This window comes from Halomicrococcus pelagicus (genome assembly GCF_051917725.1).
Lineage (GTDB): Archaea > Halobacteriota > Halobacteria > Halobacteriales > Haladaptataceae > Halomicrococcus.
Genome location: NZ_JBQBLX010000002.1, coordinates 445893 through 458962, shown reverse-complemented (window position 1 = coordinate 458962; position 13070 = coordinate 445893). Strand labels below are relative to the sequence as shown.

At 67.1% G+C, this 13070-nt stretch carries 14 protein-coding genes; 7 read left to right on the top strand and 7 right to left on the bottom strand.

Annotated features, from left to right (window positions below):
- Positions 1–17: 17 nt before the first annotated feature.
- The 4 genes from radA (at position 18) to ACTF4R_RS07120 (ending at position 3269) form a co-directional block, all read left to right on the top strand.
- A complete protein-coding gene (radA, locus tag ACTF4R_RS07135) occupies positions 18–1049 on the top strand; it encodes a DNA repair and recombination protein RadA (protein WP_440007178.1) in 1032 nt (343 codons plus the stop codon).
- A gap of 207 nt (positions 1050–1256) precedes the next feature.
- Positions 1257–1493, top strand: a complete 237-nt coding sequence (locus ACTF4R_RS07130) for a sulfurtransferase TusA family protein (RefSeq protein WP_440007177.1) — start codon at positions 1257–1259, stop codon at positions 1491–1493.
- Entirely contained in the window at positions 1490–2629 is a 1140-nt protein-coding gene (locus ACTF4R_RS07125) for an NAD(P)/FAD-dependent oxidoreductase (protein WP_440007176.1), read from the top strand. Before ACTF4R_RS07130 ends, ACTF4R_RS07125 begins: the two co-directional genes overlap by 4 nt.
- Before the next feature lie 10 nt (positions 2630–2639).
- Positions 2640–3269, top strand: a complete 630-nt coding sequence (locus ACTF4R_RS07120; protein ID WP_440007175.1) for a helical membrane plugin domain-containing protein — start codon at positions 2640–2642, stop codon at positions 3267–3269.
- Between the two features lie 22 nt (positions 3270–3291).
- On the opposite strand, the gene sufU is transcribed toward ACTF4R_RS07120, so the two are convergent.
- Entirely contained in the window at positions 3292–3711 is a 420-nt protein-coding gene (gene sufU / locus ACTF4R_RS07115; protein ID WP_113274837.1) for a Fe-S cluster assembly sulfur transfer protein SufU, read from the bottom strand.
- A 155-nt stretch (positions 3712–3866) separates the two neighbouring features.
- On the opposite strand from sufU, the gene ACTF4R_RS07110 reads away from it, so the two are divergent.
- Positions 3867–4415, top strand: a complete 549-nt coding sequence (locus ACTF4R_RS07110) for a KH domain-containing protein (RefSeq protein WP_440007174.1) — start codon at positions 3867–3869, stop codon at positions 4413–4415.
- 74 nt (positions 4416–4489) lie between these two features.
- Here the strand turns inward: ACTF4R_RS07110 and ACTF4R_RS07105 are convergent, their stop codons facing one another.
- Positions 4490–5437: an alpha/beta hydrolase gene (locus ACTF4R_RS07105; RefSeq protein ID WP_440007173.1), complete on the bottom strand. Its 948-nt coding sequence runs from the start codon at positions 5435–5437 to the stop codon at positions 4490–4492.
- A 251-nt stretch (positions 5438–5688) separates the two neighbouring features.
- Here ACTF4R_RS07105 and thsA point away from each other — a divergent pair, with 251 nt between their 5' ends.
- Positions 5689–7383, top strand: coding sequence for a thermosome subunit alpha (thsA, locus tag ACTF4R_RS07100; protein ID WP_440007573.1), 1695 nt, complete (start codon positions 5689–5691; stop codon positions 7381–7383).
- 215 nt (positions 7384–7598) lie between these two features.
- On the opposite strand, the gene ACTF4R_RS07095 is transcribed toward thsA, so the two are convergent.
- Both ACTF4R_RS07095 and lrp read right to left on the bottom strand, forming a co-directional pair.
- Positions 7599–7931 carry a winged helix-turn-helix domain-containing protein gene (locus tag ACTF4R_RS07095; protein ID WP_440007172.1) on the bottom strand — a complete coding sequence of 111 codons (333 nt, stop codon included), beginning with the start codon at positions 7929–7931 and terminating at the stop codon, positions 7599–7601.
- A 172-nt stretch (positions 7932–8103) separates the two neighbouring features.
- On the bottom strand, positions 8104–8562 hold the full coding sequence (lrp, locus tag ACTF4R_RS07090; protein WP_440007171.1) for an HTH-type transcriptional regulator Lrp: 459 nt from the start codon (positions 8560–8562) through the stop codon (positions 8104–8106).
- 124 nt (positions 8563–8686) lie between these two features.
- On the opposite strand from lrp, the gene glnA reads away from it, so the two are divergent.
- A complete protein-coding gene (gene glnA / locus ACTF4R_RS07085) occupies positions 8687–10057 on the top strand; it encodes a type I glutamate--ammonia ligase (RefSeq protein ID WP_440007170.1) in 1371 nt (456 codons plus the stop codon).
- 109 nt (positions 10058–10166) lie between these two features.
- Here glnA and ygfZ read toward each other — a convergent pair whose 3' ends face one another.
- The 3 genes from ygfZ to ACTF4R_RS07070 form a co-directional block, all read right to left on the bottom strand.
- Positions 10167–11288 (bottom strand): CAF17-like 4Fe-4S cluster assembly/insertion protein YgfZ, encoded by a 1122-nt coding sequence (gene ygfZ / locus ACTF4R_RS07080; protein WP_440007169.1) that lies wholly within the window; start codon positions 11286–11288, stop codon positions 10167–10169.
- 207 nt (positions 11289–11495) lie between these two features.
- On the bottom strand, positions 11496–11795 hold the full coding sequence (locus ACTF4R_RS07075) for a DUF6432 family protein (RefSeq protein WP_433626516.1): 300 nt from the start codon (positions 11793–11795) through the stop codon (positions 11496–11498).
- A gap of 99 nt (positions 11796–11894) precedes the next feature.
- Positions 11895–12986, bottom strand: a complete 1092-nt coding sequence (locus ACTF4R_RS07070) for a geranylgeranyl reductase family protein (protein WP_440007168.1) — start codon at positions 12984–12986, stop codon at positions 11895–11897.
- Positions 12987–13070: the final 84 nt, after the last annotated feature.

Below are 13070 nucleotides of genomic sequence, written 5' to 3'. Positions count from 1 at the left end.
CACAAGGTGAGGATACGATGGCAGACGTAGACCTCGAAGAACTGCCGGGCGTCGGCCCGGCGACGGCCGAGAAACTCCGAGACGCAGGATTCGAATCCTTCCAGAGCCTCGCAGTCGCGAGCCCGGGCGAACTCAGCAACACCGCGGACGTCGGCGACAGCACCGCCTCCGACATCATCCAGGGTGCGCGAGAGCAGGCCGACATCGGCGGCTTCGAAACCGGCTCGCAGGTGCTCGAACGCCGCGAGCGCATCGGGAAGCTCAAGTGGAAGATCGACGAGGTGGACGAGATGCTCGGCGGCGGCGTCGAGACCCAGTCCATCACCGAGGTGTACGGCGAGTTCGGGGCCGGCAAGTCCCAGGTCACCCACCAGCTCGTCGTGAACGTCCAGCTCCCGCCCGAGCAGGGCGGTCTCGGCGGTAGCGCGATGTTCATCGACAGCGAGGACACGTTCCGCCCCGAGCGCATCGACGACATGGTCCGGGGACTCCCCGACGAGGCGCTCCAGGCCGCGATGGACGACCGAGAAATCGAGGGTAGCCCGGACGACGACGAGGCGATGGAGGAACTCGTCCAGGACTTCCTCGACAAGATTCACGTCGCGAAGGCGTTCAACTCCAACCACCAGATGCTGCTGGCCGAGAAGGCCCAGGAACTCGCCAACGAACACGAAGAGAGCGAGTGGCCCATCCGGCTGCTCTGCGTGGACAGCCTCACCGCTCACTTCCGCGCCGAGTACGTCGGCCGTGGCGAACTCGCCGAGCGCCAGCAGAAGCTCAACCGCCACCTCCACGACCTCGACAAGGTCGGCAACCTGTACAACGCCGCCGTCCTCGTCACGAACCAGGTCGCCTCGAACCCCGACTCGTTCTTCGGCGACCCGACGCAACCCATCGGCGGGAACATCCTCGGGCACAAGTCCACCTTCCGGATGTACCTCCGGAAGTCCAAGGGCGACAAGCGTATCGTCCGTCTCGTGGACGCGCCGAACCTCGCCGACGGAGAGGCGGTCATGCGCGTCCAGGACGAAGGCCTGAAGCCGGAGTAAGCGCCCTCGTCCGGCGGACGACTATTTCGACGGACACCCCCGACGGTGACCGAGGGGCACGAGCAGTTTCTCACTACTTCTATCGACGAGACGACCGCGACGAGCGGCGCGCGGTCCCCGCCGCTGCGTCGTACAATTCTCATGGATTTGGAATTCGCACACAATACTATAGGCGTCGGTGCCGAACGTTCGACCGAGGGAAGTACGATGAGCGACAACGTGACTGCCGACGTAACGATAGACTCCCGCGGGGCGATCTGCCCCGGACCGATGATGGACCTCATCGGCAAGGTGAAGTCCGTCGACCCCGGTACGGTGCTCGAACTCCGGACGGAGGAGGGGTCGACGACGGACGTACCGGAGTGGACCGAGACGGCGAACCACGAACTGCTCGACGTCGTCGACCGCGGCGACTGCTGGAGCATCTACGTGAGGAAAGCATGACCCGCATCGTGGTCGTCGGGGGTGGAACCGGCGGCACCATCGTCGCCAACCGTCTCGCCGAGAAGCTGGACCCGGAGATAGCGGCGGGCGACGTGACGGTGACGCTCGTCACCGACGACCCGAAACACACGTACAAACCGCTGTTCCTCTACGTCGCGTTCGGCAAGCGCGAACCGGAGCAGGCCCGTCGACCGGTGGACGAACTGCTCGACGACCGCGTCGACCTGAAGGTCGACCGCGTCGTCGACGTCGACACCGACGAGAAGCACGTCGAACGGGCGGACGGCAAGGTGCTCCCGTACGACCACCTCGTGCTCGCGACCGGCGCGAAGGTCGTGCCCGAGGAGACACCGGGACTGAAGGAGGGCGGACACCACTTCTACGGTGCCGAGGGTGCCGAGGCGCTGCGGGACGAACTGGCCGACTTCGAGGAGGGTCACCTCGTCCTCAGCGTCGTCGGAACGCCGCACATGTGCCCCGCCGCGCCGCTGGAGTTCGTGTTCATGGTCGACGACTGGTTGCGCGAACGGGGTCGCCGGGCGGACGTCGACATCACCTACACGTACCCCATCGGACGGGCGCACGGCCTCGAAGCCATCGCCGACTGGGCGACGCCGCGGCTGGAGGAGCGCGACATCGCGATAGAGACGTTCTTCAACGCGACCGAAGTCGACCCCGAGGAGCGGGTCGTCTCGACGGTCGAGGGAACGGAACTGTCGTACGACCTACTGGTCGCCATCCCGCCCCACCGCGCGGACGACCTCGCCGTCGACGCCGGACTGACCGAGGACGGGTGGGTGGACGTTGACAACGAGACGCTGGAAGCGGCGAGCGCCGAGGACGTGTACGTCATCGGCGACGCGGCCGAGGTGCCGACGAGCAAGGCCGGGAGCGTCGCTCACTTCGAGGCCGGCGTGGTCGCGGACCGGCTCGCCAGCCGGGTGCGCGGACGGACGCCGACCGCGCGCTACGACGGCAAGACCGTCTGTTTCATCGAGACGGGGATGGACGAGGCGACCTTCGTCGAGTTCTCGTACGGCGAACAGCCCGCCCTGCCCGACCCGTCGCGGTTCATCCACTGGGCCAAGCTCTCGTACAACGAGTCGTACTGGCTGACGGCCAAGGGGATACTCTGAGGTGGTCTCGATGTCGGAAACCACGGGCGAGACCCCCGAGACGCTCGAGGACGCGGTCGCGGAGAACCCCGAGGCGGTCGCCGACTTCGTCCGTCGGCTCGACCTCGTGAACGAACTGCTGGACGCGACCGAACTCGCCGTCGCCGCGGCCGACGACGAGATGGTCAGCGGCGTCGCCGCCACGTCGGCGTCGCTCGCGGAAGCCGCCGACGGGCTCGCGACCCGCGAGACAGCGCAACTATCCGCGGCCGTCGGCGAGAACGGCGACGACCTCGCGAGCGCGCTGGAGACCGTCGTAGAACTCGAGCGGTCCGGGGCACTCGACGAACTCGCCGCGGTGGCGGACGTGCTCCCGCTGCTCTCCGGTGCACTGGACGACGAGATGGTGGCGTCGCTCGCCCGGACCGGCGGTCGACTGGGCGAGGTCGCGGACGCGGCCGGCGAACCGGAGACGGCCCGGGGGGCGGAGACGCTGCTCGACGCGGTCGGCGAGGTCGGCCGGCGCGACGACTCGCCGGAACCCGTCGGCCCCGCCGGTCTCGTTCGCGCGATGGGCGACCCGGAGGTGAAGCGGGGGATAGGCGTCGTCCTCGCGATGGTCCGAAGTCTCGGGGAGAGCGCGGGCGCGCAGGAAAAATAAGAGAGGAGAGAGAGAGAGAGCGTCAGTCCTCGGTCGTCGTCTGGTCGAGGTCCTTCTCGCCCTCGTAGATCTCCGCGCCGTCCTGGACGATCTTCTCGGCGAGCACGGCGCACTTTATCCGCATCGGGCTGATGTCGACGCCGAGCATGTCGATGACGTCGTCGCGGTCCATCTCCTCGACCTCCGCCAGGGTCTTTCCGGGGAGTCGCTCGGAGAGCATGCTGGCGCTGGCCTGGCTGATGGCGCAACCGTCGCCGCGGAACGCGACGCGTTCGATGGTCTCGTCGTCGTCCGCGAGGGTCACGTCGAACTCCAGTTCGTCGCCACAGGAGGGGTTGTGACCGAGGTGGGAGAAAGTCGGCTCGTCCAGTTCTCCATAGTTGCGCGGATTCTTGTAGTGGTCGAGAATCTGCTGCCGATACATGTCCGAACCCATGCTCATACTGTCTGCGGATAGGCGTGTGCGGCGTAAAAGGATTCCGACGGTTCGGGTCGAGCGTCGGCATCGTCTGCGAACGCGAAACGCCGCTGGGGCGGCGTGCGCGGTGAACGACGGAGGGGGAAGCGCTTAAACCGCCGTGGGTTTTAGGTCGTCGCATGAAACACGTGACGATTCCGCAGGACCGTATCGGCGTTCTCATCGGGGAGGGTGGTGAGACGATGCGAGAGATCGAGAGCCAGGCGGAGGTGCGCCTCGACATCGACTCCGACGACGGTTCGGTTCGAATCGACCAGACCGGGGACCCGGTTCTCGGGCTGAAAGCGCCCGAGATAGTGAAGGCCATCGGGCGCGGATTCGCGCCCGACGTGGCGCTCACCCTCCTGGAGGACGAGATGATGATGTTCGACGTCGTCGACATCGACGCTGTCGCCCGGAACAAGAACGACCTCCAGCGTCACAAGGGGCGGCTCATCGGTGAGAACGGTCGTACTCGCGAACTGATGGAGGAACTGACCGGCGCGGACGTCGTCATCTACGGCACGACGCTCGGCGTCATCGGCAACCCCAAGCAGGTCGACGCAGTCCGAAGCGCCGCCGAGATGATACTCGACGGTGCGCCCCACGGCGCGGTGTACTCGTTCCTCGAACGCAAGCGCAACGAGATGAAACGCCAGGGGATGGAGTTCCACCAGTTCCCCGGCTGACGGTCGCACCGGCAACGACTCCTTTTTCGACCCGGCCTTCTGCGAATCTCCGGTAGATGGCGACTCCCGGCGAATCAGTGCAGAGCGTCGCGGAGGTCACCGGCGACGTCGTCGAGGACTTCGTGACCGCCGGCGACGTCCATCGGCTCCTCGACCATGTTGACGACGCCGTGAATGAGGTCGTCGTAGTGCCTGCGGGTGACGGGAGTGCCGTCGGCGTCGAGGGCGTCGGCGTACGCGCGGCCCTCGTCGCGGAGCGGGTCGAAACCGCAGGTGACGACCGTGGCGGGCGGGAGGTCGGCGTGGCTCTCGGCCTCGATGGGACCGAGGTAGGGGTTGGCCGTGTGCACCCACGAGGGAACGTAGTGGTCGCCGAAGTACGCCATCTCGTCGGCGGTGAGGAAGTAGCCTTCGGCGTTCTCCGCTCGCGAGGGGTAGTCGTCGCCGCGGAAGTCGACGGCGGGGTACAGGAGCGCCTGGTAGGCCAGGTCCGGGCCGTCGCGGTCGCGGGCGGCGAGCGCGACGACTGTGGCGAGCGTTCCGCCCGCGGAGTCCCCGGCGACGGCGAGGCGGTCGGAATCGCCGTCGACCTCGGCTGCGTGCTCGGCGACCCACTCGGTCGCGGCGTACGCGTCCTCGACCGGTGCGGGGAACGGGTGTTCGGGCGCGAGACGGTAGTCGACGGACACGACGACGGCGTCGACGGCGTTCGTGAGGATGCGGCAGGGCGCGTCGTGGCCGTCGAGGTCGCCGAGGACGAACCCGCCGCCGTGGAAGAAGACGACGACGGGGTGCGGACCGTCGCCCTCGGGCGTGTAGATGCGCACCGGAATCTCACCGGCCGGCCCGGGTATCGTACGGTCCTCGACCGCGCCGACCGCCTCGACGGGCTCCTCGGTCGTGAACGCCTCCGACATCAGCGCTCGTGCCTCCTCGGGGGCGAGGTCGCTGACGTCCGGCAAGTTCATCGACTCTATCGCGGCGAGAACGGCTCGCACGTCCTCGCTCGGCTGGTCTGCCATGACCGAGAGGACGCGAGCGAGCCCGAAAAAGGTTGAACACCGGTCGCTCGGGTCGGACCGCGACCGCGCGTCTCGGACGGTAGCGAAGGGCCTCCGAGACGGGGCGAGCGGCGATACCAGCGTATAAACCCCACCCTGTTACTCTGTGCCAAGACGGTCTTCCACAGGTTTGCTCCGTGTCCGCATGCGCCCAAGAAAAGCTTTATATAGAATCACAATCAATCCTTGAGATGACTATGTCACAGCAGCCAATGGGTAACCAGCCGCTGATCGTGCTCTCGGAGGACAGCCAGCGAACCTCCGGACGCGACGCCCAGTCGATGAACATCACCGCCGGAAAGGCGGTCGCCGAGTCCGTACGCACCACGCTTGGCCCGAAGGGAATGGACAAGATGCTCGTCGACTCGACGGGCGACGTCGTCGTCACGAACGACGGCGTGACCATCCTCAAGGAGATGGACATCGAGCATCCGGCGGCCAACATGGTCGTCGAGGTCGCCGAGACCCAGGAGAACGAGGTCGGCGACGGCACCACGAGCGCCGTCGTCGTCGCTGGCGAGCTCCTCCAGAAGGCCGAGGACCTCCTCGAACAGGACATCCACGCGACCACGCTCGCGCAGGGGTACCGCCAGGCCGCGGAGAAGGCCAAAGAGGTCCTCGAGGACGCCGCCATCGACGTACAGCCCGAGGACACCGAGCAGCTCGAGAAGATCGCCTCCACGGCGATGACCGGCAAGGGCGCGGAGAACTCCAAGGGCCACCTCTCGGAGCTCGTCGTCCGTGCCGTCCAGAGCGTCGCCGACGACGGTGACGTCGACACGGACAACATCAAGGTCGAGAAGGTCGTCGGCGGCACCATCGACGAGTCCGAGCTCGTCGAGGGCGTCATCGTCGACAAGGAGCGCGTCCACGACAACATGCCGTACTTCGCCGAGGACGCCAACGTCGCTCTCCTCGACGACGCGCTCGAGATTCAGGAGACCGAGATCGACGCCGAGGTCAACGTCACCGACCCCGACCAGCTCCAGAGCTTCCTCGACCAGGAAGAAGAGCAGCTCCGCGAGATGGTCGACGCGCTGGACGAGGCCGGTGCCGACGCCGTCTTCGTGGACGGCGGCATCGACGACATGGCCCAGCACTTCCTCGCCGAGAAGGGCATCATCGCGGTCCGTCGCGCGAAGTCCGACGACATGGAGAAGCTGGCCCGTTCGACCGGCGCGACCCTCGTCAGCAACGTCAGCGACATCGAGGAGGACGACCTCGGCTTCGCCGGCTCCGTCGCCCAGAAGGACGTCGGCGGCGACCAGCGCATCTTCGTCGAGGACGTCGAGGAGGCCAAGTCCGTCAGCCTCATCCTCCGCGGCGGCACCGAACACGTCGTCGACGAAGTCGAGCGCGCCATCGAGGACTCGCTCGGCGTCGTGCGCGTCACGCTGGAGGACGGCAAGGTCCTGCCCGGCGGCGGCGCGCCCGAGACGGAGCTCGCACTCGCACTCCGCGACTACGCCGACAGCGTCGGCGGCCGCGAGCAACTGGCCGTCGAAGCGTTCGCGGACACCCTCGAGGTCATCCCGCGCACGCTCGCCGAGAACGCCGGTCTCGACCCCATCGACTCGCTGGTCGACCTGCGGAGCCAGCACGACGGCGGCGACGACCGCGCCGGTCTCGACGCCTACACCGGTGAAATCGTCGACATGGAGGACGACGGCGTCGTCGAGCCGCTTCGCGTGAAGACCCAGGCCGTCGAGAGCGCGACCGAGGCCGCGGTCATGCTGCTGCGCATCGACGACGTCATCGCTGCCGGCGACCTGAAAGGCGGTCAGGTCGACTCGGACGACGACGACATGGGCGGCGGCCCCGGCGGTCCCGGTGCCGGCGGCCCCGGCGGTATGGGCGGCGGCATGGGCGGCATGGGCGGTATGGGTGGCATGGGCGGCGCGATGTAAATTCCGGCGTAAGAGGAATTTCATCGCGCGGCCGAGGTTCTCTCGGCCAGGGCTGCGTAAGTTCGACCGAAAGCCGACTCGCGTCGACCGTCGGCCTTCGCTCGACGAAGCCCGCCCGGCCCCGACGAACCGCTCTCCGTCTCACGACGCAGATGCACTACGACGGATTCTCGATTTTTTCTTCGACCACAGCGACGCGTCGAATCCGGACCGAACTACGCCTCCGGAACGTTCGCCAGTCGTGTCGCGAGTTCGAGGTACGGTTCGACGACGCCCCCGCCGTCGGTGAGGGTGACCGCGTCGCCACCTCGCTCGCGGGTGACGAGGCCCGCGTCGACCAGTTTCGGGACGTGTCTGTGGTGCAGTTCCACGTACACGCGTTCGACGTCGTCTTCGCTGGCGGCGACGTTCCGGGCGAGTCGCGTCAGCGAGACGGAAGCGTCGCGCTCCAGTAACTGTCTGAGGACGTGCCGTCGACGAGGACTGGCCAGCGTCGAGAAGAGGACGGACGGTACCGGCGTCCCGACGGGTTCGGAGTTCTCTGGCATGTGTGTGCTGGCAGACCGACCGGAACTCGGATGGTGGCGCGAGCGCGCGGCGGTCCACTCGATTCCGGGTTCAGTCCCGAATGTCTTAAGTTTAACTAGTTGGTAAAGAACTTTTACAGTCGTTTGAGGCGGAATAGATGCCCCGCGACCTCCGCGCGAAACCGCGAGCGGTCTACTCTTCGAGTTTCAGGTCGAACTGCTCGTGCTCGCTGGCGGCGTTCAGGACGACGCTGGTGTTGCTCTCTTTCACGTCGGGGTCGACGAGCAGCTGCTTGATCTGTTCGTTCATCCCGTCCGTGTCGGTGAACTTCCCGATGGCGATGATGTCGTAGTCGCCCGTCACCTCGTAGACGCTTATCATCTGGTCGTGGTCGCGGAGCCGGTCGGTCACCTCGGGGAGCGCGTTCCCCTCGACCTTCAGCTGGACGACAGCGGTCACGTCGTATCCGAGTTCGTCGTAGTCGACCTTCGGCGTGTACCCCTGGATGACTCCCTCCTCTTCGAGGTCGTTCAGGTGGTTCGAGACGGTCGTCACCGAGACGTCGAGTTCCTCCGCGAGGCTTCGCAGGCTCGCGCGTCCGTCGCCGAGCAGTTCGTTGACCAGTTTCGCATCGAGATTTTCGTACGTCATTACACTCACCAATCCACTCCACCCTTTAGAATTTAACGAATATCCAATTCTAGTCCCTTATTGCACAATTGCCCAACCGGTACCGTTTTAATGGTGGATGTATTTGCGTTGGCTGTAGATAAGGATGACAGACGGAAATATTGCCACTACCAAAGAAGAGGGGCTATCGAAGGAAGAACAGGAAGTGCTCGACGAGATAGAGAGGGAAAACGTCGATTTCGTCCGCCTCCAGTTCACCGACATCACGGGGACCGTGAAGAACGTCAGCGTCCCAGCCCACCAGGTCGAGAAGGCGTTCGACGAGGGCATCTGGTTCGACGGGTCCAGCATCGAGGGCTTCGTCCGCATCCAGGAGAGCGACATGCGTCTCGAACCCGACCCGTCCACGTTCACCGTCCTCCCGTGGCGCTCGGACGGCGACACCGCGAGCGCGCGTCTCATCTGCGACGTGGTCAACACCGACGGGACGCCGTTCGCGGGCGGCCCGCGCCAGGTGTTGAAGAGCGTCCTCGCCGACGTCGAGGAGATGGGGTACACCGTCAGCATCGGCCCCGAACCAGAGTTCTTCCTCTTCGAGAAGGACGAGGAGGGGAACGCGACGACCGACCCCCACGACACGGGCGGCTACTTCGACCTCGCGCCGAAGGACCTCGCGTCGGACGTGCGCCGCGAGATCATCTTCACGCTCGAAGAGATGGGCTTCGAGATAGAGGCCAGCCACCACGAGGTCGCCGACGGCCAGCACGAGATCAACTTCAAGTACGACGACGCGCTCTCGGCCGCCGACAACATCGCCACGTTCCGCGCCGTCGTCCGCGCCGTCGCCGAACAGAACGACATCCACGCGACCTTCATGCCCAAACCCATCAGCGACATCAACGGTTCGGGCATGCACAGCCACATAAGCCTCTTCGACGACGAGGGCAACGCCTTCGCCGACGACGACGACGAGTTCAACCTCAGCGAGACGGCGTACCACTTCATGGGCGGCATCCTCGAACACGCCCAGGCGTTCACCGCGGTCACGAACCCGACCGTCAACTCCTACAAGCGCCTCGTCCCCGGCTACGAAGCGCCGGTGTACGTCGCGTGGAGCGACGTGAACCGCTCGGCGCTCATCCGTGTCCCCGACGCCGCGGGCACGAGTTCGCGCTTCGAGATTCGCAGCCCCGACCCCTCGTGTAACCCCTACCTCGCGCTGGCGGCCATCATCCAGGCCGGCCTTGACGGCATGGAGAACGAGATCGACCCCGGCGACCCCGTCCGCGAGGACATCTACGAGTTCGACGAGGCCAAACTCGACGACTACGGCATCACCACCCTGCCGGACAGCCTCGGTCACGCCGTCGACGCGCTCGAAGAGGACGAGGTCGTCCGCGAGGGCCTCGGCGAGCACGTCACCGAGAAGTTCGTGAAGGCCAAGCGCGCCGACTGGGCCGACTACCGCACCCACGTCTCCCCGTGGGAGAAGGAGAAGTACCTCGAGAAGTTCTGACCGACGCGGTCGACAGGTCTTTCGGCGCTCTCTTTCTCTCGCGGTTCTCCTGCCCCGTCGTACGCGCCGTCGTGACGCGCCGGCCGGTCGCCCGGCGCGTTTTCGACGGTTACTCGTAGCGCGGCACGCGCCCCGAGCGGTCGCTCCCCTCGACGAACGGGAGGGCGGCGACCTCGGCGGGCCGTTCCTCGCCGTCGACGCGAACGGTCACGTCCGTTCCGGGAGTCACGTCGAAGTCCACGAGCGCCAGGGCGACGGGCTCGTCGCGCATCGGACTCTCGACCGCGCGGGTCACCTCGCCGACGGCCTCGTCGCCGGCGAAGACGGCCGCACCGCGGTCCGGCACCGCCTCCGGCAGGAGGCCGGCGAGTCGCTGGCTCGGCTGACCGCGGTTCTCGATGCGGGAGACGACCTCCTGGCCGACGTAACAGCCCTTCTCGAAGTCCAGGGCGTTGCGGAGGCCGAGGTCGTTCGGCAGCTCGTCGGCGAGTTCGAACTCGAACAGCGGCGTCCCCGCTTCCAGGGTCAGCGACTCCCACGTCCGGCGGCCGAACGGGACGGCGTTCAGTCCGCGCGTGAGGAGCGTGTCGAAGACGAGCCGGACGTTCGACCGCGACGTCTCGGTCTCGTCCTCCGTCTCGCCCGTCGTACAGACGACCTCGTACCCCTCCTCGCCGGTCGGGGCGTCGGTACGGACGACGGTGACGCCCACGTCCGCTATCTTCCCGCGAACGAAGGAGAGGTGTTCGTCGGGCGTGCTGGCGGAGTTGAGCACGCTCGCCACCTTCTCCGTCGCCTTCGGTCCGTGGACGCCGAAGACGCCGAAATCGTCGGTCGCGACCGAGATGTCGACGTCCTGGATGAACACCTTCTCGCGCCACGTCTCCGCGAGCGAGGTGGCCTCCCCGGGCGGGACGAAGAGCAGGAGGCGGTCGCCCGCACAGTAGACGTACATGTCCGTCTCGACGCGGCCCTGCGGGTCGAGCAACAGCGCGTACCGGCCCTCGCCGTCCTCCCTGGGAACCTCGTTCGAAACGACGTTGTTCACGTACTCGATGCGGTCGTCGCCCGCGACGACCACGACGCCGTACGGCATCTCCGTGAGGCCGACGCCGTTCCGGACCGCGCGGTGGGTGCGTTCGGGTCGACCGTAGTCGCGCGGAATCCGCCGCCCGCCGACCGAGTCGAACTCGGCCCCGTGGTCGGCGTGGATGTCTTCGAGCAGAGTCACGGTCGTACTCGGGTCCGCGGGGGTAAAAGCGTGATTCTACGGCGCGACGGACCGACCGCGCGGCGGGCGGGGCGCTCGGACGTCGCGGAGACGGCCGAGGACGGGACGAAGAGGAACGAGGACGTGGAGGGCCCCCTTCGGACGCCGCCCTCGGTGGGACGCGGCGACGGCAGGGGTTCGTCGGAGCGGCGGTTCGCGGACGGGTCGCTACAGCGGCAGCCGGTCGATGATGCGGTCGACGATGGACGGCTCCTCCCCGGTTTCCTCCTCCGGGTCAGGGACGACGCGCTCGTCGGGCTTGATGAGGGTGCGGCCGTCCTTCATCTCGGCGCAGATGAGGTCGTCCTCCTTCAGGTTGCCCAGCGCGCCCTCTATCTCGTCGATGTCGACCTCGACGTGCGACCGGAGTTCGAAGACCGTCATCCCCTCCTCGCTCCGGTCGACGAGGGCGTCGAGGATCTCGACCTCGACGTCCGCGCGGCGTCGATACTCCCGCTTGGCCTTCATATCCGTCCCTATGTCACCCCGGGTTTTAGCCTTACCTGCATAGCTCTCTCCGTTCGACGCGCCGCCTGGACTCCCGACGACGGGCGTTCCGCCGGGCGCTCACGTCCGCGAGAGCAGCGTCTTGAGGTGCTCGGGCGAGAAGAACGACGTCGGTCGGTCCATGTGGACCGCGATTTCGCCCGAGAGCGCCCGCAGTCCCGTGGTCTGGACCGGTTCCGGCAGCGAGTACGCCCGCCGGACCAGGTGTCCCAGGCGAATCTCGCTCTTCAGGTCCGACCGCCACGCGTCCTCGTAGTCGGCCAGCGTGGCGGGGTCGTCGGGGTCGACGGTCCGGACCGCGTGGTCCGCGGCCGTCATGCCGTAGAGGATGCCGCCGCCGGTGAACGGCTTCGTCTGCGCGGCGGCGTCGCCGAGCAGGAACCCGCGGTGGGCGGTCACCGACCGCGGCGGTCCGATGGGAATCATGCCGGCGCAGAAGTCGCTCGTCTCCACGTCGTACTCGGCGGTGAACCGCTCGAACAGTTCGCGGGCGGAGGGGTCGCTCCCCGGCGGTGCGGCCAGGCCGTACTCCACGCCGGCGTCGCCGCGCGGGATGCGCCACGCGAAGAACCGCGGTGCGGTGAGGTGCACGTCCACGAAGTCGCCCGGGTCCGCCTCTTCGGCGAACCCCAGCACGCCCTGGAGCTTCTCGCCCGGTTCCGGCAGTCCCAGTTCGCGCCGGACCCGCGAGACGGGACCGTCACAGCCCGCGACCATCTTCGCGCTGAACTCCTCGGTGCCGTCCGGCGTGGACGCCGTCACGTCCACGCGGTCGCCGTGCTCGTCGACGGTGGAGACGCTGTGGTTCTCCCGGAGGTCGGCCCCGGCGTCGCGGGCCGCGTCGGCAAGCGTGCGGTCCAGGCCCACGCGGTCGATGACGTTCGAGACGACCTCGTCCTTGTAGAACGGATGGTCGTCGCTCCCGGGACCGCCGACGTGGAACCGCGCGCCGTACACCTCGTTCTGGAGCAGTTCCTCGCGAGCACCCGGCGGCGTGAACTCCCAGACGTCGGTGCTGACGTGGCCCGAGCAGGCCAGCGGCTCGCCGACCTCGCCCCGTTCCAGCACGAGCACGTCGTGACCGGCATCGGCGGCCCGGCGCGCGAACCGCGAACCGGCCGGTCCCGCCCCGACGACGAGGAAATCGTACATCATCGTCGCGTACTGGTCCGGGCGTCAAATACCTTCTCTCTCGCGGCGAGAGCCGTCTGCCCCATCCCTTCGATTCAAGGCGCC